The following is a 21,788-nucleotide window of genomic DNA, read 5'->3' on the forward strand; positions in this document are numbered from 1 at the left end:
GACGACCGCGCCGCCGGGCGCCGCCGTGGCACCAGCCTATCGCCGCTCGGAGAGAGCTCCTGTCGCGTGTGTCATTGGAAGACGATCTGCGTCGAGGTGAACCCCTGCACGTTCAGCCAGAACACCGCCGTGAGCGCGAGTCCGACGAGGAGGAGCAGGATGAGCTTCCACGCCTCGCGGCGACGTCCGATGAGGACCGCGACGGCGAACGTCGCAATCGGGACGACGATCGTCATGATCATCGCAACCCACGAGACAGGGGTCAGAGCGCCGCCGAATGCTGACGCCGTCTGCGCCATGACCACGAGATAGCTGATGCCCGCCCAGACGGCGTAAGCATAGAAGAGGCCGAAGAAGCCTGCGATCGTCGCGACGAACCAGGTCGGTGCCGTGCGGCGCGTGCGCGTGTTCACTGCCCGATCACCCCCACCATCACGAACGGCCACGGGATGAGCAGGACGACGCCCGCACCGAGCCAGACGAAGCGCTGCCACGTACGCTTGCCGCGCGTGGCTGCGAGCGTCGTGAGGAACCACAGCGCGGGCGCCGCGATCGCCAGCACCATGCTCCCCTGGAACATGACGTCGGCGACCGTCTCGGTCGCGCGCTCGATCCAGTCGCGCAGGCGCAGCGTGCCGAGCACCCAACCGAGCGTCCACAGCGCGTAGACGCCACCGAGGACGCCGTAGGCGACGAGCGCGACGTTTCCTCCGCCCGCGGGCGGGGAATCCTCCTCGGAGACCTGCTCGGGCTCCATCGGCGGCGTGCTCTCGTCGTCTGCTTCGGGCGCGGGTCGCTCGTCGGGCTCCGCATCGGGCGTCACGTGCAGGGTCGGATCGTCATCTCCGTCCCAGCGAAGGCCGTCGTCGTCGCGCGAAGACATGCGGATCAGTCCTCGTCCGAGCGCTTGCGCCAGCGGATCCCCGCGTTGATGAGACCGTCGAGGTCACCGTCGAACACGTGATCGGGCTGCGACATTTCGAAGCCCGTTCGCAGATCCTTCACGAGCTGCTGGCCGTAGAGGAAGTACGACCGGATCTGGTCGCCCCAGCTCGCCGTGATGTTTCCGGCGAGCTCCTTCTTCTTCGCGGCCTCTTCCTCCTTCTGCAGGAGGAGGAGCCGCGTCTGCAGGAGGCGCATCGCCGCGGCGCGGTTCTGGATCTGCGACTTCTCGTTCTGCATCGAGATGACGATGCCGGTCGGGAGGTGGGTGATGCGCACGGCGGAGTCGGTCGTGTTGACCGACTGTCCGCCGGGGCCCGAGGACCGGAACACGTCGACGCGGATATCGGTCTCGGGGATCGTGACCTCCTGCGCCTCCTCCATGAGGGGGATCACCTCGACGGCCGCGAAGCTCGTCTGACGTTTGTCGGCCGAGCCGAAGGGGCTGATGCGGGCAAGACGGTGCGTGCCCGCCTCGACCGAGAGCACGCCATAGGCATAGGGCGCGTTGACCTCGAAGGTCGCCGACTTGATGCCGGCGCCCTCGGCGTACGACGTGTCGAGCACCTTCACGGGGTAGTCATGGCGTTCGGCCCAGCGCAGGTACATGCGCATGAGCATCTCGGCGAAGTCGGTCGCGTCGTCGCCGCCCGCGCCGGAGCGGATCGTCACGACGGCCGCTCGCTCGTCGTACTCGCCGTCGAGGAGGGTCTGCACCTCGAGGTCGGCGATCGTCTTCTCGAGTGCGGCGAGCTCGGCGCGCGCCTCCGCGGCCGCGTCCTCATCCTCCATCTCGTTCGCGAGGTCGACCATCACTTCGAGGTCGTCCAGGCGCTGGCCCGCTTCCTCGATCTTCTTGACGGCAGCCTTGCGGTGGCTGAGCTGGCTCGTGACCTTCTGCGCGTTCTCCTGATCGCTCCAGAGGTCGGGGTCGGCGGCCTGCTCCTCGAGCTTCGCGATCTCCGCGCGCTGCGCGTCGACATCGACCACCTCGCGGATGTTGTCGAAGGTGGTGCGCAGGGCCTGGATGTCGGCGGAAAGATCGAGTTCAAGCATGACGCCTCACCTTATCGCGCCCAGGGGAGAAACCGCCCCTGCGCGGTAGCGTGGCACGCGATGAGTGACGATTCTGCGTCTCGTGGGACGGCGGCCGACGCCATGCGGCGCTACTGGCCGATGGTCTACGCACCCACGGCGCTCTATTCGATGGGCCAGGGCGCCGTGATCCCCGTGCTCCCGTCGATCGCGACCGCGCTGGGAGCAGATATCGCGGTCGCGGCGCTCATCGCCGCGGCGCTCGTCGTCGGTCAGCTGTGCGGCAACCTGCCGGCGGGCTGGCTTGTCGCGCGACTCGGCGAGCGCCGATCGATGATCGCCGCCGCCGCAGTCTCGCTCGTCGGCGTCGCCACGATGCTCTTCGCCGAGCACATCGCAGTGCTCGGCCTCGGCACGTTCCTCGTCGGCATCTGCGCCTCGGTCTTCGCCCTCGCGCGGCACGCCTTCATGACGGCGCGCGTGCCGTTCGCGCGGCGCGCCCGCGCGCTCGCCCTCGTCGGCGGATCCTTCCGACTCGGCACCTTCACCGGTCCGCTCATCGCCGCGGCGCTCATCTGGGCGACCGGATCCGAGCTCGCGACCATCTGGTTCTTCGCCGCCTGCCTCGTGGGTATGGGGCTGCTCGTGACGTTCGGCCCCGATCCGGAGGAGCGGGCGCTCGCGGCGGAACGCGCGGCTCGCCTCGCACAGCAGGACGAGGCGGATTCGGAGGACACGGGCGAGCCTGTGACAGGTTCGATCCCGACGGCGGAGCGCACCGGGTTGTTCCGCACCATCTGGGAGCATCGCTCCGTGCTGTCGCGGCTCGGCCTGGCCGCCGCTTCTCTCGCATCGGTCCGTGCCGGGCGACAGGCGATCCTCCCCCTGTGGGGGCTCTCCATCGGCCTCGATTCGGCGAATACGGCCCTGATCGTCGGCATCGCCGGGGCCGTCGAGTTCTCGCTCTTCTACGCGAGTGGTCAGGTGATGGACCGCTTCGGCCGGATCTGGGCGACGGTGCCCTCGCAGCTGCTCATGGGCCTCGCCTTCGTGAGCCTCGCGTTCACGCACGAGCTCGACATGGCTGCGATGTGGTTTGGGGCCTTCGCGATCGTCGTGGGCGTCGGCAATGGCCTCTCGGCCGGAGCCTTGCTGACGATCGGATCCGATGTCGCACCCGAGCGCAACACCGCGGCCTTCCTCGGCGCATGGCGCACGCTGACCGACGGCGGCGCGTCGATCACGCCGCTCATCGTCTCGGGCGTGACCGCGATCGCGTCTCTCTCGGTCGCGACGGGCCTCGTCGGGCTCATCGGCCTGCTCGGGGCGGCCGCCTTCCTCCGGTGGGTGCCGCGCTACGTTCCGCATCCCTGACCGCCCCTCACCCTGCGAGGGCCGCCCGGCTCGTGCCGACGGCGACCAGTGCGACGCCGTCGGGGACGAACAGCTCAAGGAGGAACGGCTCCCACGTCGCGACGACGGTGGCACGAGCGGTGGAGCCGCCGATCGTCTCGATCGCGGCCAGATCGGCCTCGACGGGCGACACGGCGACGACCTCCTCGGCCAGGCCGCGCGCCGTCTCGGGATCCACGCGCAGCGCGACCGCCCCCTCGGTGTCCACGATGTCGAACCCGTCCGACGCGGCGAGCGCCGCCGCATCGGCGAGGGCGTCGACGCGCTTCTGGGCGAGGAAGAGGGAGGTCGCGTTCACGCAGAGGAGGATGACTGCCAGGGCGAGCGCCGCGTAGCCGACGACGAGCGGCAGGATGCTGCCGGTCTCGTCCGATGCGATGTCGGTGTCCATCACCCCTCCGCCAGACGTTCGACCCGATACGTGCCTGTCGCGTCGACCGGGATGCTCGCCGCCTCGGAGAGACCGAAGATCTCGGGCACGAGCGGCAGAGCGACGGCGTCGCTGACCGTGACGACGACGGTCGTCCCCGCGGCCGGGCAGTCGTCCGTCGCCGGAATGCATGAGATGTGCACATCGAGGGCGTCGGGATCGAGATCGTACGCTGCCGCGACGCTGTCCCGGACAAGATCCGGCCCGACCTCGGCGCCCGACGCGAGTGTGCGGGCGACGAAGCGCGCCGTCGCCTCGGTGCCGAGGGCCGCGTTCTGCACCGCGCCGAGCGCGAGGATGAGGTAGACGAGCGGGACGAGGAGGATGAGCCCGGCGGCGAGGAACTCGAGGGACGCACTGCCGCGATCGCCGGGATCATCCGTGATTCTCAGCGGGAGCATGCGCGGTCGCCTCCGTTCCCTGCGGCAGGCCGAGCAGACCGACGAGGGGCAGCGTCGCGCGGAGGGTCACGGAGACGGTGTCGACGCCGTCGAGTGAGCCTCGCGTGACGTGCGCGATGTCGACGATGTCGCCGCCGAGCGCGCGCGTGACGATCTCGCGCGCGCGTGCCTCCGCCTCGGCGGCGGAGGTGTCGGCGAGAGCCGCCTGGAAGGCGGCCTCGACGGCGGCGTCCCGCACGACGCCTCGTGCGTACATCGCGAGCCCGAGCTGCAGCACCGCGAGAGTGAGGGCCGCGAGCAGGATGCTGACGAGCACGAACTCGGCAGGAGCCGATCCCCTCTCCCCGGCGGTTTCCTCGGTCGTCATCACATGCCCGTGACGCGATCCATCGCCTGACCGAACAGCCCCGTCAGTGCGGGGCCGGCGAGGGCCCAGACGGCGACGACGATCGCGGCGGTCATCAAAGTCACCAAGACCCATCCGGGGATGTCGCCTCGTTCCTCGTCGCGCACCTCGCCCCAGGAGGTGCGGAGGCGGATGGCGACGCCGAGTGCACGGGCCGTGAGTCGATCGAACATGGAGTTCCTTTCGTGGGGTGTCAGAATCCAAGCCGGAGCATCGTGATGCCCGGAAAGATGGCGAACAGGACGGAGAGCGGAAGCAGGCCGAATACGAGCGGGATCATCATGAGGATCTCCTTGCGCCCTGCAGTCTCGATCAGCGATCGCTTCGCGTCCTCGCGCGCATCAGCCGCCTGCGCCTGAAGCGTCTCGGCGAGCGGAGATCCGCGTTCGATCGCCGCGACCGTGTGATCGATCGCCCGCGTGAGGACAGGTGCCTGAAGGCGCCTCGTCATCGCGGTGAGCGCGTCCGCGAGGCTCGACCCCGTGTCAACCTCGATCACGACGGCGCGCAGCTCCCTCGTGAGCTCGCCGGATCCGGTGCCCGCAACGCGGCGCACGCTGCGGTACACGCCCTCCCCCGCGGCCAGACACAGTGCGAGGAACTCGAGCACCGTCGGCAGCTCCTCCTCGATGCGTACGATACGGGCACGAGCCCGCGAGGTGAGGACGACGTCCCTCGCGACAGCGCCCGCGACGCCACCGACGATCGGAAGCAGCGCGCCCGGTGTCGTGAAGCGCCCCGCGGCGACGAGAACGGCGGCAAGCGCGAGCCCGGCGCCGGATCCGGCGAGGGCCCAAGCGAGCTGCTGACCGCGAAACGACGCGACCTCGCCTCCTCGGCCGATCTGCGCGAGCCGCCTCTCGAGCGCCTCGGACCCGCCGATGAAGCGCGCGAAGCGGTTCTGCGCGCGGTGCCACACCGAGCAGATACCACCCGCGAGCGCCGCAGTCGGGTCGCCGACCAGGTTCGGCAGCGTCGTTCCACCCCGGTCTGTGACGTCCCGAATGTACGGGGCGATGCGTTGGATGAGCGTCCGCGTGCGCCAGGACGGAAGCGTCGCCGAAATGCACCACATCCCCGCGCCGAGGCCACCCCCGAGCAGAATCGCGAGCGCAAGCTCCGTGGTGGCAGGGATCACGCGAACCACCGCCGCGGCTCCGGCAGACGGCCGATGCGCAGCATCACCCGATACGACACGAACGAGACGACGACCCCGACGACGATGAGTGTGAGACCCATTGGCGAGGAGTACGCCTCCGCCCCCTCGGGGCGGAGCGAAAGCATGCCGAGGACGATCCATGGAGCCACGGCCCCCAGCACCGCGGCACCACGTGTCCAAGACTGCCGGGACTCGACCTCGCCTCGGACCGACGCATCGGAGCGGATCGACGCCGACAGCGCACGCAGAACGGCGACAAGCTCCGTGCCGCCCACCTCGCGCGCCATGCGCAGCGTCTCGACGATGCGGTCGGCCATCGGATCGGCGAGGGTCTGTTTGAGCCGGTCGATGCTCGACGGGAAGTGCCCGGATGCACGCATATCGCGGTCGAACTGCCCGAAGGCCGGGCGCAGCGCCGACGGGGCCGACTCTCCGAGCACGGCGACCGCGTCGGGAAGGGATAGGCCGGCGCGCACGGATCCGACGAGCAGATCGCACACATCGGGCCAGAGGGCGCGGCGCTGCCGGACGAGCCGGGCGGCTCGCGATCGCAGCCAGACGATCGGCGCGAGCGCGGCCGCGCCACCGCCGAGAGCGGCGAGGGGCGCGGAACTCGTCGCGAGCCACGCCATCGCCGCAGCCAGAGCGGAGCACGCCGCCATCGCGACGACGAGCACACGAGGGGCGATGTGCGCGTACCCCGCCGCTTCGAGCACGACCGCCGCATGCCGGGAGATCGCGCCCGACTTCGCGTCGCGGCCCTGGCGGATCTGGGTGTCGCGCGGCCACAGCCACGGCGACATCGCGAGCAGGAGGCCCGTTCCGAGGACGACCCCGAGAAGTGCCGTCATGCCGCACGCTCCGACCGGCGCAGCGCGCGTCGCTCGGGACGGTGCCGCTCCTCCGGTGCCCGGAACAGTGTTCGGACGACGGCCGCCCCCGCGACGATCTCCCCCGTCGGTGCGAGGACCTCTTCGACGAATCGCTCGCCCCCGGGCGTGCGTGCGCAATGAACGACGAGATCGAGCGAGCTCGCGACCGCCGGCAGCACGAAGTCGCGGTCGATGTTGCGACCGGCGAGCAGCGGCAGCGCCGAGAGCTTGACGAGCGCGTCCGCGGCGGAGTTCGCGTGGATCGTCGCGGCACCAGGTAGGCCCGTGTTGAGCGCGAGCAGCAGATCAAGCGCCTCCGCGTCGCGCACCTCGCCGACCACCAGGCGATCTGGCCGCATGCGCAGGGCCTCCTTGACGAGGCGTCGCAGAGTGATCTCGCCCGTCCCCTCGAGACTCGGCTGGCGCCCCTGCATCGCGACGAGGTCGGGCGCGTCGATCGACAATTCAAACGTCTCTTCGACCGTGACGATCCGTTGCTCAGGGCGGCAGGCCGACACGAGCGCTCCGAGCAGCGTCGTCTTGCCCGCGTGCGTCGCACCCGAGACGAGCACCGACTGTCCATCGCGCATCGCCTCCCCCAGCGTCTCGGCAACGTACTCAGGCATGGACCCGAGAGCGACGAGACGGTCGAGAGAGCGAACACCCGGCAAGAACTTGCGAATGTTCACAGCCCAATGCCCGCGCGCGATTCCGGCGAGCACGACATGCAGACGCGACCCGTCGGGCAGCGACGCGTCAACGAAGGGCTGACTCACGTCGATGCGCCGGCCCGCCTGATGCAGCATGCGCTCGACAATGTCGCGCACCTGATCGTCGGCGAGCCCGAGCGACACACGCTCGGAGACCCCCGCGCGAGCGACGAAGGCGCTGCTCGGTCCGTTGAGCCAGATCTCCTCGATCTCATCATCGTCGAGGAGCGGCTGCAGCGGACCATAGCCAGCCACCGCAGCGACGACCGACCGGACCGATGCATCGATGTCGTCGATCGGCCGCGAACCGCGCGCAAGGGCGTAGTCGTTGTGGCGCCCGATCTCGGCCTTCGCGAGGCGCTGCACATCCACCGCCGCCACATCGCGACGCCCCAGATCAGCCTGCTCACTGCGAATCCGCTCGCGGACGCGATCGACGATCTTCTGCTGCTCGGGGCTCACCCGCTCAGCGTGGCAGAATTCGCGGATCCACCCCCGAAGTTATCCACAGCCGCGGATCTCTCACCCGCAACCAGGGCATTGCTCATCGCGAGTCGCGCACCGCCTCGACGATCCGCTCAGCGCCGGCCTCGACAAGATCGAGCGTCTCGTCGAATCCGTTTCGGTCGCCGAACCACGGGTCTGCGACATCACGCCCGCTCGCGCCCGGCACGAACTCCATCCAGAGGCGCGTGCGCTCGGGATCCGCGCCGCGACGCAGGAGCGCGTCGCGATGCCGCTCCGTCATCGCGAGCACGAGATCGGCATCGACGTCGTTCGTGTCGCCGACCCAGCGCGCCGTCCTCCGCGGAACGTCGTAGCCGCGGGACGACAGCGCGTCGGCCGCGCGCGGATCGATCGGATTCCCGACCTCCTCGGCGCTCACGCCCGACGACACCACATCGACGTCGAGCCCCGCCTCAGCGAAGCGGTCGCGCAGCACGACCTCCCCCATCGGCGAACGGCAGATGTTTCCGGTGCAGACCACGGCGATCGTCGAGATACTCACCCCTCCACCCTATGACCGGTGCGGCGACGCTCCCATGCCCTCGTAGACTGGAGACCGCGCGGGCGTGGTGAAACTGGTAGACACGCAGGATTTAGGTTCCTGTGGCCTCGGCTGTGCGGGTTCGAGTCCCGCCGCCCGCACGTCGGCCCGAGACTTCTCCCCCTCCGATGCCCGGGCTACAGCGTCTCGAGAAGCGGGACGAGCGCCTCGAGGGCACGCGAGCGGTGCGAGACGGCGTTCTTCTCGGCGGCCATGAACTCGGCGGCCGTGCGATCCGACCCCTCCGGAACGAAGATCGGGTCGTATCCGAAGCCGCCCTCGCCGCGCGGCGCGGTCGCCAGCCGGCCCGGCCAGACCCCCTCGACCGTGTGCTCGGCGCCGTCGGGCGTCACGAGCGCGATGACCGACGTGTAGTGGGCGGCGCGATCCTCGGGGCGGGTGAGATCCGAGAGCTGGTCGAGCAGCAGGGCGAGGTTCGCCGCATCGTCCTTCGCGTGCCCGGCCCAATAGGCCGAGAACACGCCGGGCGATCCGCCGAGCACGTCGACGCACACGCCCGAGTCGTCGGCGAGCGCCACGAGGCCCGTGTGCGCCGTCGCCGCCCGCGCCTTGACGAGTGCATTCTCGGCGAACGTCGTGCCGTCCTCGACGGGCTCGGGCCCGTCGTATCCGATCACCTCGATATCAGGGCGCACGCGCGAGACGATGCCCTGCAGCTCGGCAACCTTGTGCGCGTTGTGCGTCGCGAGGACGATTCGGGTCATCGAGCAGCCTCGAGCGCGCTCTTCTGCAGCGTCGTGAGGTCGGCGCAGCCCTTCGCGCCGAGCTCGAGCAGGCGGTCGAGCTCGTCCTTGTCGAACGGCGCACCCTCTGCCGTACCCTGCACCTCGATGAACTTTCCGGATCCCGTCATGACGATGTTCATGTCGGTCTCGGCACGCGAATCTTCCTCATAGGGCAGATCGAGCATCGGCGCTCCGTCGATGATGCCGACCGAGATCGCGGACACGCTGTCGCTCAGCGGCGTCGCCTTCTTCGCGATGAAGCCCTTCTCCCGACCCCACTCGATCGCGTCGGTGAGCGCCACGTAGGCGCCCGTGATCGAGGCGGTGCGCGTGCCGCCGTCGGCCTGCAGCACGTCGCAGTCGATGACGATCGTGTTCTCGCCGAGGGCCTTCGTGTCGACGACAGCGCGCAGGGCGCGGCCGATCAGGCGCGAGATCTCGTGGGTCCGACCGCCGATCTTGCCCTTGATGCTCTCGCGCGTCGAGCGCTCGTTCGTGGCGCGCGGCAGCATCGCGTACTCGGCGGTGACCCAGCCCTTGCCCTTGCCCGTGAGCCAGCGCGGCACGCCGTTCGTGAAGCTTGCCGTGCACAGCACCTTCGTCTCGCCGAAGCTGATGAGCGCCGAGCCCTCCGCCTGCGCGCTCCAGCCGCGTTCGATGGTCACGGGGCGAAGCTGGTCGGGGGTGCGTCCGTCGGCGCGCGTGGTCATATCGGATCCCTTCGGGTCTTCTCAGGAGCTGAGGTCTGGTGTGCCGCGCAGTTCGCGCAGATCGATCTGCCCCGTGCGCAGGAGGCGCACGTCGCGCACCTCGGTGCCCAGGAGGCGGTTGGCGAGGGCGACGAAGCCGGCAGAGTCGGCCCCCGTCGCCTCATAGGTATGCGTGGGCGTCGAGTCGGGTCCGGCGAGCAGATCGCCGCCGACGAGCTCGCGGAAGACATCCTTCGCCGTCTCGGTATCGCTCGAGACGAGCGACACCTCCGGACCCATGATGTAGCTGATCGCGCCCTTCAGGAACGGATAGTGGGTACATCCGAGAACGACGGTGTCCACATCGGCATCCTGCAGGGGCGCGAGGTACTCGGCGGCGACCGCGAACAGCTCGGGCGAGTCGGTCACACCCGATTCGACGAACTCGACAAAGCGGGGGCACGCGGCCGAGAACACCTCGATTCCCGGACTGATCTGGAGCATGTCCTGATAGGCCCCCGAGCCGATCGTGCCCGCGGTGCCGATCACCCCGATGCGCCCCGTGCGACTCGTCGCGATCGCGGTGCGCACGGCGGGGCGGATCACCTCCACGACCGGCACGTCATAGCGCTCGCGCGCGTCGTGCAGCAATGCAGCCGAGGCCGTGTTGCAGGCGATGACGAGCATCTTCACGCCCTGTTCCACGAGCGTGTCGAGCACCTCGAGCCCGTACCGGCGCACGTCGGCGATGGGCTTCGGCCCGTAGGGCGAGTGCAACGTGTCACCCACGTACAGGAGGGACTCCCGCGGCAGCAGATCGCGCACGGCGCGCGCCACGGTGAGTCCGCCGACGCCCGAATCGAAGATCCCGATCGGCGAGTTGTCCACGACCCCACCCTACGCGCCGCGTGTGCGCGCTCGCCGATAGAGTGGCGAGCATGTCTGCCTCGACGGCCCTGCTGACGGACCGGTACGAACTCACGATGCTCGACGCCGCCCTGCGTGACGGCACAGCGCGCCGGCGCTGCGTTTTCGAGCTCTTCGGACGGCGCCTCTCGGGCGGGCGTCGCTTCGGCGTCGTCGCGGGTCAGGGCCGTCTGATGAGCCTGCTGCGCGAGTTCCGGTTCGACGAAGACGAGCTCCGATTCCTCCGCGACGAGCACATCGTGAGCCCGGAGACGGTTTCGTTCCTCGAGCGTTACCGGTTCAGCGGCTCGATCGAGGGGTACCGCGAGGGCGAGCTGTACTTCCCCGGCTCGCCGCTGCTCACGGTCGAAGGAACCTTCGCCGACGCCGTGATCCTCGAGACCCTCGCCCTGAGCGTCCTCAATCACGACTCGGCCATCGCGACCGCCGCCGCCCGCATGAGCGTTGCGGCCGGTGAGCGTCCCCTCGCCGAGATGGGATCCCGCCGCGCCCACGAGCAGGGCGCGGTCGCGGCCGCGCGCGCCGCCTACATCGCAGGCTTCACCGCGACGAGCAACCTCGAGGCGGGGCGCGCCTGGGGCGTGCCGACGATGGGCACGGCCGCGCACGCGTGGACGCTGCTGCACGACACAGAGCGCGACGCCTTCCGCGCGCAGCTCGACGCGATGGGCCACGACACGACGCTCCTCATCGACACCTACGACATCCCCGAGGGCGTCCGCCACGCGGTCGAGCTCGGCGGACGCCGACTCGGCGGCGTGCGAATCGACTCGGGCGATCTGCCTCTCGTCGCGGCCGCCGTGCGCGACCAGCTCGACGAGCTGGGCAATGCCGACACCCGGATCACCGTGACGAGCGACCTGGACGAGTACGCCATCGCGGCACTCGCGGCGTCTCCCGTCGACGCCTACGGCGTCGGCACATCGCTCGTGACGGGATCGGGTTACCCGACGGCCGGGCTCGTCTACAAGCTCGTCGCCCGAGAGGACGCCGCGGGCGACTGGGTCTCGGTCGCCAAGAAGGCGCAGGACAAGGGGTCGCAGGGTGGGCGCAAGACGGCCTACCGCCGGATCGATGACGGCACGGCGACCGCCGAGATCGTACGCGTTTCGGATTCCTACAGCGTCGCCTCCGGGCCGAACCCCGATGCCGACGACCGCCCGCTCGTCGTTCCGTACGTCACGGCTGGCGAGTTCGCCACCGGCCACGAGGGCGCCGAGGGCGTCCGTGCCGCGCGCGAGCACCACCTGCGCGTCCGCAGCGAACTGCCGGTGCATGCCCTTGCGCTCAGCAAATCGGATCCCGCGATCCCCACCATCCAGACGACGCCCTGAAACGCGTCGAGGCGGCCCGCAGCAGTGCGGACCGCCTCGGCGTCACGGGGTGGGAGGCCTCACTTGGTGAGGGACTCGTAGATCTCCTTGCAGGTCGGGCAGACGGGGAACTTCTCCGGATCGCGACCCGGCGTCCACTTCTTGCCGCAGAGAGCGCGCACGGGCTTGCCCGTGATCGCCGACTCCATGATCTTTTCCTTCTGCACATAGTGGCTGAAACGCTCGTGGTCCCCCGGGTCACTCGTCTCCTGCTCCAGGAGCTCTTCGAGTTCGCGGTCGAGGACGGAGGTTCCGCCCCGGTCGGGGCTGTCGAGTGGCGTGCTCATGCTCCGAGTGTAAAGGGATTCGCACCCCTCGGGACGCGTGAGGTCAGGCCGCGCGCCCGACCTCGACGAGTCGGTGTCCGCGACGGTCGAACACGATGGCGCCGATCAGCACGCCCCCGACGAGCACGACGATGCCCGTGGCCGCGCCGAGCAGCAGCGTCCCTGCATTGCTGCCACCGGATCCGGCGACGGTAGAGAAGGCGAACAGGATCGTGGGCATCGCCACGGCGAACGTCGCGAACAGCACGACGCCGGGAGCGATCGCACCGCGCGCGCTGACACGCTGCGGCTGCCGGAACGGGCTGTCTCCCGGGCGCGCGACCGCGTACGGCGCGGCCGCCGACGAGATGCTCGAGAGTCCGAGGCCCGACAGGAACAGGGCGAGCGCGACCCCCGTGAGCGCGGGCAGGTAATCCCATGCACTCGCGAACGCGGCCGTGAGCGCGATCGTGACCGACAGCATCGGGATCGCCACCAGCACAACCGGCACCAGCCGTCCGGCACGATCGGAAACGCCGCGCACGCCCGAGACCAGATGCATCCAGAGAGCCTCGGAATCGTACGCGAGATCGTTGTGCGCGACCCAGCCGAGGAAGCCGGCGATGATTGGAAGCGGGATGAGCGCGGCCGTCTCGGGCGGAACTCCCGCGATCACCAGAGGAACCACCGGCAGCAGGCCAGCCACAGGGATGATGGCGATGTTCGCGAGATAGCGCACATCGGTCGCCCAGTACAGGATCCCGCGAGCGCCGATGGCCCCCGCTGCGGTGCGCGGCATGAGCGCGAGCCAGCCGAGCCCCGCCTCCTGCTGCACGCGCCCCTCGGGCTGCGTCGCGAAGACGCGGCGCACCGTGAGCCACCAGGCAAGAGAGGCGAGGAGGACGGTCACCGCGGCAAGGAGAATGGGCACGATCGGATCCGCGCCGCTCATCGCGGCCGATGCCGCCCCCAGAGGCGAGAAGGCCAGCGCATCCGCGACCGCGAGAGCCAGCGCCGGCGCGCCCGCGTGCCACGAGGTCGAGAACGCGTACGCAGTGGCCGGGACCACGATCGCGAGCCCGAGGAGCACCCCGAGCGCCCCGCCTTCGCGAGACCGTCCTCCGAGACGCACGCGCACCGCGAGCGCGTAGCCGAGCCGCGCGGCGAGCACGCAGGTGATGACATGCATCACGGCACCGGCCGTCGCGGCCGGAGGCGGTGCGCCGTGCGCGATGCCCGCCAGGGCGCAGGCGATGTCGAAGCAGACCACCGCCAGCACCGGCAGCCCGAAGACGCCTCCGATCACCGTCGACGCGGCGACCTGCCACGGCGAGACCGGCAGCAGCGCGAAGGCGGCGGGATCCACAGGATCCGCGCGCGAGGAGGCGAAGGGCGCGATGAAGAAGCCGCCCGCGAGGATCGAACCGGCGCAGACGATCGCGACCCGAGCCGTCTCGGCAGGCGCCGCCGCGAGGGAGAGCGCTCCCCAACTCGCGAAGCCGGTGCCCACGATCACCGCGAGGAGCACGAGCATCGCCCGTACGCGTCCCCGCCACGACCGCACCAGCGGATTGAACGCCGCGGCCAGCCTCAGTCGGACGACGTGTGCAACCACTCGAGGCCGCCCCCTTCGACTCCGCCGCTGAGATCGACGAATCGCTGTTCGAGCGTCATCTCACCACGAACCTCGTCGACTGTTCCCTCGGCGAGAACCTGGCCCGTGACCAGGACGGAGATGCGCGAGCACATGCGCTCGATGAGGCTCATGCTGTGCCCGGACAGGACCACTGTCCCACCGCCGTCGACATACGCCCGCAGAACATCCAGCAGCTTTCGCGACGACACGGGATCGACCGATTCGAACGGCTCATCGAGCACGAGCAATCGGGGGGCGTGGATCATGGCGCACGCGAGCATGAGCTTCTTCGTCATGCCCGTCGAGTAGTCGGACACGGCCCGTCCGAGCGCCGGGACGAGGTCGAACGACTCGGCGAGCTCATCGGCTCGTTCGCGCACATCGGCGTGTCGTAGCCCGCGCAGCGAGCCCACGTAGTGGAGCAGCTGGCGCCCGGACAGCCGGTCGAAGGTCCGCATACGATCGGGAAGCACTCCCATGAGTCGCTTCGCGTCACGCGGATGCTGTCGTGCGTCGACGTCGAAAACCCGGATGTCGCCGCGATCCGGGCGAAGCAGGCCCGAGATCATCGACAGCGTCGTCGTCTTGCCCGCACCGTTGGGCCCGACAAGACCGTAGAACGCCCCGGCCGGGACCGTGAGGTCGATTCCTGCGACCGCAGGCTCACCACGATAGGTCTTCGCGACGCCGCGCAGCTCGAGCGCCACTGTCTGGGCGTCTTCTTCCTCGGACACGAGATCCCGGCCGGCGGGCGCGCCCTCCGGCGCGTCCAGGCGCCGAGCCGCGTCTTCCGCCGACTCGGACGGCTTCGGCGGCGCAGGCGCCAGCTCGCTGCCTTCCGCGCCCGCTGCGCTCTCCGAGCGCACGGTCGCTTCCTTCTCCCCCGACGCAATCGTCACCCGCCCAACTTATCAACCTCGCACGACGGACCCGGATTTCGTGCGCCGGAGCGTCGCAAGCGTCACGATTAGCTCCCGATCCGCTCCGAGATCCCAGACTTTCTCGACACGCGCAGGTATCATCGCGAGAGACCAGGGGTGAACTCTTCGTGAATCTGACGCAACGTCGGAGTATCTGACAGCCAGTCCACGAATGTTCTTCGGGCCAGTGCCCTCACCCAGATCAAGGAGCCTTCCGCATGACCATTCAGACCGTCATTCTCGCCGCCGGCATGGGAACGCGCCTCGGTCGCGCCCTCCCCAAGTCGCTCACGACGCTGTCCGACGGCCGCACGATCATGCAGCAACAGCACGAGAACATCCGTGCCGCGTTCGGGTCCGACGCACGCATCACGTCGGTCGTCGGCTACCGCGCCGAGACGATCATCGACGCGTTCCCGCATGCCGACTACGTGCACAACGAGCGCTACGACCAGACGAACACGTCCAAGAGCCTCCTCCGCGCCCTCGCGGCAACGGGACGCGGCGGAGTGCTCTGGATGAACGGTGATGTCGTGTTCGATCCGCGCGTGCTCGGACGCGCGGTCAGCATGATCGAGCGCGAGCAGTCGTTCGTCACGGTGAACACCGCCCAGGTCAGCGACGAGGAGGTCAAGTACACGCTCGACGAGAACGGATTCGTCGCAGAGCTGTCGAAGACCGTCGTAGGCGGCGTCGGCGAGGCCGTCGGCATCAACTACATCTCGCGACATGACAAGCGCGTCCTCGCACAGCAGCTGCAGCGTGTGGACGACCAGGACTACTTCGAGCGCGGCATCGAGCTCGCGATCGCCGAGAACGGCGTACGCGTCGCAGCGATGGACATCAGCGACCTCTACGCCGTCGAGGTCGACTTCGCCGAGGATCTCGAGCGGGCGAACCAAGTTCTCTCGTAACGACACCGCCGATGCCCCCGGCATTCGAAGCTCATGCTTCGCATGTCGGGGGTTCGTCGTATCTTCGCGGCATGACGACGAGCCGCCCTCACGACTCCCCTCCCATCGTGCGCCCCACGCCGTGGCGCGTGCACCGAGACGGCACGCACCCGGTCGTCGCGAACATCTCCGATGAACCGCTCGAGTTCGCCCGCGCCATCATCCGCGTCGGCGACCGCGTGACGACCGAGCGCTGGGGCATCGTCCTGCCGGGCGATGAGAACGAGGTCTGTCTCTGTGGGCTCGACACATCAGATCTGTGCGTGACGCTGAGCTTCCGGCGCGCCGGTGTCGACGAGGAGCTTCTGTGGCAGTTCGTGCTCTGACGCGGCGATGCGTCAGTAGATCGCCCGGCTGCGACGTCGCGTCGAGATCTCGCTGTACCCGTACGGATAGCGTCCGTTCTGCAGATCATCGGAGTCGAGCCCCGTGACGAGCTCGCCGACGTCGACCTCGAGCGCCGTCGCGATCTGCAGCAGTGTCGACACGGTCGGGTTGCCCTTGCCCCGTTCGATCCGCTGATAGTTCGTCAGATCCATGTCGGCGCACTCCGCGAGTGCTCGTGCACTGACCCCCGCCTTCGATCGGAACTGCGCGATGCGCCTCCCGACCTCAGCGGACACAGCGGAATGCGTAGCGGCCATCCCTTGATCGTGCCGAGACCACCGCTCGAACCCCCAAGCATGCGTACGGTCGCTTATATGCCACGGCTGGAAACCAGGCGGCATCTCCCCCTCGAGACCGGCGTCAGCTCGCTCCGCGCCCCGCCCACTCGTCCCAGCGCGACATGAGGCGCTCGATCGCAGCCTGGAAGCGTTCGCTGGAGGATCCAGGTCTCGTGTCGCCGAAGTAGTGTCGAACCCAGTGAGCGAGGCGCGCGGATGTCTCGGGATCCTCACTGACCCGGGTGATCTCCGAGATGATCTCCGGCGCCCTCGAACTCGTCAGCCACTCGCAAGCGCCGAGGTATCCGCCTTCGTCGACGGCGGCGGCGGGATCCGCGGGACGGGTGATCATGAGCGGCTTGCCCGCCGCGAGTCGGTCGTAGACCATCGCCGAGATGTCGACGACAGCGACATCTGCCGCGGCGAGCTGCCATCCGAGAGCGGGGCCGTCATCGTAGACGTGCTGCGCGCTCGGCTCGCGTTCGTTCGCCGCCGCGATCGCCGCGATGATCCGCTCGTTGCCTTCGCCGTAGGCGGGGTCGACGACGCCGCTGCGCGGATGGGGCCGATAGATGAGGCGAAAACGGGGATCCGCGAGCAGCTTCTCGACGAGTGCTTCTCCGTGCGTGAGCACGGATCCGTACGCGGCGGCAGGGCGATCCCCCTCCCACGTCGGCGCATACAGTACGACGATGCGTCCATCGTCCTCGAAGGGCGTGTCGCCCGAATAGTGGTCGGCCTGCGGCCTGCCGATCTCGATCGCCTTCCGGTCGAGGTCGGCGTCCCACAGCGTCCGCTCGAGGCGGTCGCGCGCGGCCTGGCCCGCGATGAACGCGTAGTCGTACGCCTTGTACTGGTTCGTGGTCATGTACATCTTGTCGGACTCGCCGTGGTTGATGAACACGTGCCACCGCTCGCCATAACGGAACATCTGGAAGTTGCGCGTGTTCTGGTTCACGTAGAGAACGATGCGGATGTCCTGCCGCGCGAGGAACTTCTCGATGTTCCGCACCTCGGGGACGAACGCGACCGGCAGCGCGCCATCGTCGAGGAGCGCCCGCGCCCCCGTGGCGTTGCGAGCCATCACGACGACAGGCCACGTTTTCGCGATCTCCTGCAGCGGGCGATACCACTGCCGCATCTGATACATGTTGACATCGCCGTCGGCGAAGTAGACGGCGATCTGGAACCGGCCGCGTTCGAGGGGCCCCTGTTCCCTGACGGCCGCCGTGACGGATCGGTAAGCGCTGCGTGCCTTCGCCGCCCTTCGGACGAGGGCTACGGCGTTCTTCGCGTCGTTCAGCAGTGCCACACGCTCCAGGCTATCCAGGCGAGCTGACACGTCACCGTGGGATGATCGACGAATGCGTAACGATCCCGCCTCGGTCCGGCCCGGGCACATCCGCCGGGATGCCCCCGCCGTCTCGCCGGGATCCGGCGTCTCCTTCGTGATGCCCGTCCTCAACGAGCGCAAATATCTTCCACGCGCCGTCTCGTCGACTCTCGCACAGGAGGTCGACGGCCCTCTCGAACTCGTTCTCGCGCTCGGCCCGTCGACCGACGGAACGACGGAACTCGCCCGCGAGCTCGCGGCCGAGGATCCGCGCATCCTGCTCGTCGACAATCCCGCGGCCGACATTCCCGTCGGACTCAATCTCGCGATCCGCGCCGCGCAGCACCCGACGATCGTGCGCGTCGACGCACACTCGGAACTCAGCGCCGGCTACACGGCGCGCGCCCTCGAGACGCTCGATCGCACCGGTGCCGCGAACGTCGGAGGAATCATGCGCGCGGAGGGCCGCGCGCCGTTCCAGCGCGCGGCCGCGACCGCGTACAACTCGAAGATCGGCCTCGGCGGCGGGGCATATCACGGCGGTGCGGAAGAGCGAGAGGCCGAGTCGGCCTATCTCGGAGTCATGCGCCGCGCCGTGCTCGAGGAAGTCGGACTTTTCGATGAGTCCATCCGCCGCGGCGAGGACTGGGAGCTCAATCTGCGCATCCGGCAGGCCGGTTACCGGGTGATGTTCGACCCGAGCCTGTCGGTCACGTACTGGCCCCGCGAGACCTGGCCCCGTCTGGCCCGCCAGTTCCTCGCGACCGGCCGCTGGCGCGGGGAGCTCGTGCGTCGCTACGGCACCCGCAACTCGCTGCGCTTCTTCGCTCCCCCGGCGCTCGTGGCGACGCTGGTCGCTGCTCTGCTCGTCGGGATCCTCCGGAGCACCCGAGCGCTCACGGGCGCCGCGGCCGCCATCGCGGGCCTCGTCTTCCTGCCCGTCGCGGCCTATTCGGGGCTCGTCGCCGTCTTCGCGGCGACCCGTCGCGGCGCGAGCCTCGCCGAACGCGGGTGGATCGCGGCGGTCGTGCCGACGATGCATCTTGCGTGGGGCGCCGGCTTCCTCGCGGGCGTCACCCGCGGCGCGCGCGACACCGTCGACACGTCCCGCCTTTCCGGCCGGAACACCCCGCTTCCGTGATCAGCGCCCGAGAAGGCGCTGATCGATCAACCGCGCGACGACCCGCTCGGACGCGCGCCCGTCGTCGCGGGCGTTGAACACCGCACGCCATGAGGCGTACTTCTCCGCATACGCGGCGGGATCCTCGTCGAGCGCCGCGATGAGCTCGTCCTGCGTACGTACGAGGGGGCCGGGAGCCCTCTCGGCGAGGTCGAAATAGAATCCGCGCAGCTCGCCGCGATAATGCTCGATGTCGGGCACGAGAAACAGCATGGGCTTGCCCGTGATGCTGAAATCGAACATGACGGACGAATAGTCGGTGATGAGTGCGTCGGCGGCGAGCATGAGCCGCGACACGTCGGCGTAGCCGGTGACGTCGACGACGCGCGGTCCTGACGCGTTCTCGCCCGGCAGCAGTGTTCGGCTGTGCCCGCGCACGAGGACGACAGATCCCGTCTGCTCGGCGAGGGCGACGGGATCCACGAAATCGACGATCTCGTCGCGGTCATCTCGCCAGGTCGGCGCGTAGAGCAGGACGCGCTCGTCGGCGCCGATCCCGAGATCCTGGCGCGTGAGCCCCGCGTCGCCCGTCGCAAGCACGTCGTTCCGCGGATATCCCTCAACCCAGACAGGACGCCGCAGGAAGGCGTACGCCTTCGACAGGATCCGAGCCGCGAACGGATTCTGCGCGAGCAGGACGTCCCACCGGCGCGACTCCTTGAGGATCGCTCCCCACCGGCGTGGATCCCAGCCGCGACGATGCAGAGCGAGGCGCTTCAGCGGCGTACCGTGCCAGGTCTGCAGGACGTGCTGGCCGGGCCGCGGCACGTAGCGGTGCCGCAGCCAGTCGTTGACGATGAGCAGACGCGAGGCGCTTCGCGCACGCCACCACTCGGCCGTTCCCTCGACGATCGGGACAGCGCCCTCCGGAACATCGACGGAGAGATCGACGACGCTCCAATATCGGGTGGTGTGAGGAAGCACGCGCGCGATCTCGCGATCGAGGGCGAGCGGGTTGTCGCCGGCGACGCGCCCGTAGAAGCTCTCGAAGAACACCGCGTCCTCGAGGGGACCGGCGTGGATCGCGTACCGGCGTTCGAGCGCGGCACGCGCCTCGCCCGTCTCGAGCGACGGATCCACGGGCGGCCCGATCGCGACGACGGCACCCTCCGCCGAGACCCGTACCTGCTCGGTGAGGATCATCGGGAACGTCCCGACGATCTCCACTCCGGGGATCTCGATCCGATACTCTCCCGAAGGCAGCGGCAGCTCCGGCCCGCCCCATCGCGCGACGCGCAGCGGGACCCGCGCGGTCCATTCGCGTTCGTCGCCCGTCAGCCGTCCCGACACACGCGCTCGCGCCCCGACGAGTTCTGCACTGCCCGGCCGCTCGCCCCTCCCCCGGATGAGGAGGTCGGAGGTGTCCGGGTCGATCTCCAGGACAGTTGCGGTTCTCATGGCCTCGTCTCCCCGATCCGTCGGAGGATCTCATCGAGCACCCGACGGGTATTCTGCCCGTCGCGGAAGGCGTGCACGCGCTCACTCAGGGCATGTGCACGCGCGATGCGCCGTTCGCGCACCTCATCCTGCCCGAGGAGACGGTCGATCTCGGGGAGCAGTGCGCCCCATGTCGTCGGCACGTCCCGCCCAGCGACGTCGGCGTACGCGCCGTAGAACCCGCGTCGGCGGTCGTACTCGTCGATGTCGGGCGCGAGAAACAGCGCCGGAAGCGGCACAAGCGCCGCGTCGTACACGAGCGATGAGTAGTCGGTGATGAGCGCATCGAAAGCAGGGAGCGCGGGCGTGACGTCGGCGAGCCGATCAGCACCGAGCCGCACGACGCGATCTGTGTCGGCCGGCGCCACGTACTCTCCCTCGCCCAGGCGGTGCGAGCGGACGATCAACAGGGCGTCGCGGTCCTCGAGCAGGTCGAGGATCTCGCGCCATTCGGAGTCGCTCGGAACGGCCGGATCCGGATCCCCGTCGCGCCAGGTCGGCGCGTAGAGAAGCAGGCGGCGATCGGTGTCGAGATCCGGCGCGACCTGCTCGAGCAGCGCCCGCGCCGCGTCACGACGCTGCTCCGCCGTGCCACGGGAGAGCACGTCGACGCGCGGCTCACCCGTCACCGCGATGCGCGCATCGGGGATCCCGAATGCCGATTCGAGACGCCCGCGCACGAGGTGGCTCGCTGCCGGCAGCAGACTGATGCGCTGCGCTGCCCGCCGGTACATCCACGCGAGGAGCGCCCGAACGGCGCCGGAGTTCGGAAGGACGGCGCTGCGGACCGTCTCGGGCGCGTCGAGGCCGATGCGCTTGAGGGGGATGCCGTGCCACAGCTGCGCGACGAAGGCACCCGAGACGGCATAAGGATGAACGTCACCGAAGCCGTGCGTGACGACAACGACGCGGGCGCGGGCCGTGGCCCAGAATCCGCGCCATGACATCTTCGGCACATGAGGGATCCCGGCGTTCTCGGCATCGCGGGCCTCGTCGTCCGTCGTCGTGAGCCAGACGCCGTCAATGCCGCGGGAACGCGCCTCCCGCCACAGGGCGAGCGCGCCGTCGGCAATTCCCGCCCCGCACCCATAGACCCAACGTGACTCGCGCGGCGTCAAAAGCGTCACGAGTCGCCCGAGCCCGTAAAGGGGAAGGCGGGCGAGCTTTTTCGCATTGCCCGCGCCAAACGAAAAGGACGCCACCCGACGAGCCTACTGGCCGACGGGCGGCGTCCCCTCACGCGGCGC

General features: G+C 69.3%; 26 protein-coding genes and 1 tRNA gene. 6 read left to right on the top strand and 21 right to left on the bottom strand.

The window, feature by feature from the left end; translation table 11 throughout:
• Window positions 1-71: 71 nt before the first annotated feature.
• Genes C0012_RS00420 through prfB form a run of 3 tightly spaced genes read right to left on the bottom strand, consistent with a single transcriptional unit; the run spans window position 72 to window position 1,998 of the window.
• Complete coding sequence (locus tag C0012_RS00420) at window positions 72-413, bottom strand: hypothetical protein (protein WP_110588709.1); 342 nt, start codon at window positions 411-413, stop codon at window positions 72-74.
• Window positions 410-883, bottom strand: a complete 474-nt coding sequence (locus tag C0012_RS00425) for a DNA polymerase III subunit gamma/tau (protein WP_110588708.1) — start codon at window positions 881-883, stop codon at window positions 410-412. The genes C0012_RS00420 and C0012_RS00425 overlap by 4 nt, the downstream gene beginning before the upstream one ends.
• Before the next feature lie 5 nt (window positions 884-888).
• Window positions 889-1,998, bottom strand: coding sequence for a peptide chain release factor 2 (gene prfB, locus C0012_RS00430; protein ID WP_110588707.1), 1,110 nt, complete (start codon window positions 1,996-1,998; stop codon window positions 889-891).
• Between the two features lie 60 nt (window positions 1,999-2,058).
• Between prfB and C0012_RS00435 the strand changes: the two genes are divergently transcribed.
• Entirely contained in the window at window positions 2,059-3,351 is a 1,293-nt protein-coding gene (locus C0012_RS00435) for an MFS transporter (protein ID WP_232527717.1), read from the top strand.
• Between the two features lie 7 nt (window positions 3,352-3,358).
• On the opposite strand, the gene C0012_RS00440 is transcribed toward C0012_RS00435, so the two are convergent.
• The 8 genes from C0012_RS00440 to C0012_RS00475 form a co-directional block, all read right to left on the bottom strand.
• Window positions 3,359-3,781 (bottom strand): pilus assembly protein TadG-related protein, encoded by a 423-nt coding sequence (locus tag C0012_RS00440; protein WP_110588706.1) that lies wholly within the window; start codon window positions 3,779-3,781, stop codon window positions 3,359-3,361.
• Window positions 3,781-4,221, bottom strand: a complete 441-nt coding sequence (locus C0012_RS00445; protein ID WP_110588705.1) for a TadE family protein — start codon at window positions 4,219-4,221, stop codon at window positions 3,781-3,783. Before C0012_RS00445 ends, C0012_RS00440 begins: the two co-directional genes overlap by 1 nt.
• Window positions 4,196-4,588, bottom strand: coding sequence for a TadE/TadG family type IV pilus assembly protein (locus C0012_RS00450; protein WP_110588704.1), 393 nt, complete (start codon window positions 4,586-4,588; stop codon window positions 4,196-4,198). The genes C0012_RS00445 and C0012_RS00450 overlap by 26 nt, the downstream gene beginning before the upstream one ends.
• Window positions 4,588-4,800, bottom strand: coding sequence for a hypothetical protein (locus C0012_RS00455; RefSeq protein ID WP_110588703.1), 213 nt, complete (start codon window positions 4,798-4,800; stop codon window positions 4,588-4,590). The genes C0012_RS00450 and C0012_RS00455 overlap by 1 nt, the downstream gene beginning before the upstream one ends.
• Window positions 4,801-4,820: 20 nt before the next feature.
• Window positions 4,821-5,765 carry a type II secretion system F family protein gene (locus C0012_RS00460; protein ID WP_232527718.1) on the bottom strand — a complete coding sequence of 315 codons (945 nt, stop codon included), beginning with the start codon at window positions 5,763-5,765 and terminating at the stop codon, window positions 4,821-4,823.
• On the bottom strand, window positions 5,762-6,637 hold the full coding sequence (locus C0012_RS00465) for a type II secretion system F family protein (RefSeq protein WP_110588702.1): 876 nt from the start codon (window positions 6,635-6,637) through the stop codon (window positions 5,762-5,764). Before C0012_RS00465 ends, C0012_RS00460 begins: the two co-directional genes overlap by 4 nt.
• A complete protein-coding gene (locus C0012_RS00470) occupies window positions 6,634-7,830 on the bottom strand; it encodes a CpaF family protein (protein WP_232527719.1) in 1,197 nt (398 codons plus the stop codon). The genes C0012_RS00465 and C0012_RS00470 overlap by 4 nt, the downstream gene beginning before the upstream one ends.
• Before the next feature lie 82 nt (window positions 7,831-7,912).
• Complete coding sequence (locus tag C0012_RS00475; protein ID WP_269777912.1) at window positions 7,913-8,377, bottom strand: low molecular weight protein-tyrosine-phosphatase; 465 nt, start codon at window positions 8,375-8,377, stop codon at window positions 7,913-7,915.
• Between the two features lie 58 nt (window positions 8,378-8,435).
• Between C0012_RS00475 and C0012_RS00480 the strand changes: the two genes are divergently transcribed.
• Window positions 8,436-8,517 (top strand) — tRNA-Leu (locus C0012_RS00480).
• Window positions 8,518-8,553: 36 nt separating this feature from the next.
• Here the strand turns inward: C0012_RS00480 and rdgB are convergent.
• The 3 genes from rdgB to murI are packed head-to-tail and all read right to left on the bottom strand — an operon-like array spanning window position 8,554 to window position 10,739.
• On the bottom strand, window positions 8,554-9,141 hold the full coding sequence (gene rdgB, locus C0012_RS00485; protein WP_110588701.1) for an RdgB/HAM1 family non-canonical purine NTP pyrophosphatase: 588 nt from the start codon (window positions 9,139-9,141) through the stop codon (window positions 8,554-8,556).
• The gene (gene rph / locus C0012_RS00490; RefSeq protein ID WP_110588700.1) at window positions 9,138-9,872 is read right to left on the bottom strand and encodes a ribonuclease PH; all 735 of its coding nucleotides are present in this window, start codon (window positions 9,870-9,872) and stop codon (window positions 9,138-9,140) included. Before rph ends, rdgB begins: the two co-directional genes overlap by 4 nt.
• Window positions 9,873-9,893: 21 nt before the next feature.
• Entirely contained in the window at window positions 9,894-10,739 is an 846-nt protein-coding gene (murI, locus tag C0012_RS00495) for a glutamate racemase (RefSeq protein WP_110588699.1), read from the bottom strand.
• Window positions 10,740-10,789: 50 nt separating this feature from the next.
• On the opposite strand from murI, the gene C0012_RS00500 reads away from it, so the two are divergent.
• Window positions 10,790-12,112 carry a nicotinate phosphoribosyltransferase gene (locus tag C0012_RS00500; protein WP_110588698.1) on the top strand — a complete coding sequence of 441 codons (1,323 nt, stop codon included), beginning with the start codon at window positions 10,790-10,792 and terminating at the stop codon, window positions 12,110-12,112.
• 59 nt (window positions 12,113-12,171) lie between these two features.
• On the opposite strand, the gene C0012_RS00505 is transcribed toward C0012_RS00500, so the two are convergent.
• From C0012_RS00505 to C0012_RS00515, 3 genes are read right to left on the bottom strand one after another with little or no spacing between them, the layout of a single operon-like run.
• Window positions 12,172-12,438, bottom strand: coding sequence for a DUF3039 domain-containing protein (locus tag C0012_RS00505; protein WP_110588697.1), 267 nt, complete (start codon window positions 12,436-12,438; stop codon window positions 12,172-12,174).
• Window positions 12,439-12,481: 43 nt separating this feature from the next.
• The gene (locus C0012_RS00510; RefSeq protein WP_110588696.1) at window positions 12,482-14,032 is read right to left on the bottom strand and encodes a hypothetical protein; all 1,551 of its coding nucleotides are present in this window, start codon (window positions 14,030-14,032) and stop codon (window positions 12,482-12,484) included.
• Window positions 14,008-14,952, bottom strand: coding sequence for an ABC transporter ATP-binding protein (locus C0012_RS00515; protein ID WP_110588695.1), 945 nt, complete (start codon window positions 14,950-14,952; stop codon window positions 14,008-14,010). Before C0012_RS00515 ends, C0012_RS00510 begins: the two co-directional genes overlap by 25 nt.
• A 239-nt stretch (window positions 14,953-15,191) precedes the next feature.
• Between C0012_RS00515 and C0012_RS00520 the strand changes: the two genes are divergently transcribed.
• Together C0012_RS00520 and C0012_RS00525 are read left to right on the top strand one after the other, a co-directional pair.
• Window positions 15,192-15,887, top strand: coding sequence for a phosphocholine cytidylyltransferase family protein (locus C0012_RS00520; protein WP_110588694.1), 696 nt, complete (start codon window positions 15,192-15,194; stop codon window positions 15,885-15,887).
• A gap of 71 nt (window positions 15,888-15,958) precedes the next feature.
• Window positions 15,959-16,252 (top strand): hypothetical protein, encoded by a 294-nt coding sequence (locus C0012_RS00525; protein ID WP_162621819.1) that lies wholly within the window; start codon window positions 15,959-15,961, stop codon window positions 16,250-16,252.
• Between the two features lie 12 nt (window positions 16,253-16,264).
• Here the strand turns inward: C0012_RS00525 and C0012_RS00530 are convergent, their stop codons facing one another.
• Both C0012_RS00530 and C0012_RS00535 read right to left on the bottom strand, forming a co-directional pair.
• Window positions 16,265-16,570, bottom strand: a complete 306-nt coding sequence (locus C0012_RS00530) for a helix-turn-helix domain-containing protein (RefSeq protein WP_162621818.1) — start codon at window positions 16,568-16,570, stop codon at window positions 16,265-16,267.
• A gap of 103 nt (window positions 16,571-16,673) precedes the next feature.
• Window positions 16,674-17,903 (bottom strand): CDP-glycerol glycerophosphotransferase family protein, encoded by a 1,230-nt coding sequence (locus C0012_RS00535; RefSeq protein ID WP_110588691.1) that lies wholly within the window; start codon window positions 17,901-17,903, stop codon window positions 16,674-16,676.
• Between the two features lie 52 nt (window positions 17,904-17,955).
• Between C0012_RS00535 and C0012_RS00540 the strand changes: the two genes are divergently transcribed.
• Entirely contained in the window at window positions 17,956-19,065 is a 1,110-nt protein-coding gene (locus C0012_RS00540; RefSeq protein WP_198411032.1) for a glycosyltransferase family 2 protein, read from the top strand.
• Here C0012_RS00540 and C0012_RS00545 read toward each other — a convergent pair whose 3' ends face one another.
• Complete coding sequence (locus tag C0012_RS00545) at window positions 19,066-20,502, bottom strand: CDP-glycerol glycerophosphotransferase family protein (RefSeq protein ID WP_110588690.1); 1,437 nt, start codon at window positions 20,500-20,502, stop codon at window positions 19,066-19,068. It lies immediately after the preceding gene.
• Window positions 20,499-21,743, bottom strand: a complete 1,245-nt coding sequence (locus C0012_RS00550) for a CDP-glycerol glycerophosphotransferase family protein (protein ID WP_110588689.1) — start codon at window positions 21,741-21,743, stop codon at window positions 20,499-20,501. Before C0012_RS00550 ends, C0012_RS00545 begins: the two co-directional genes overlap by 4 nt.
• Window positions 21,744-21,788 lie beyond the last annotated feature (45 nt).

The organism is Microbacterium suaedae (assembly GCF_003254645.1).
Lineage (GTDB): Bacteria > Actinomycetota > Actinomycetes > Actinomycetales > Microbacteriaceae > Microbacterium > Microbacterium suaedae.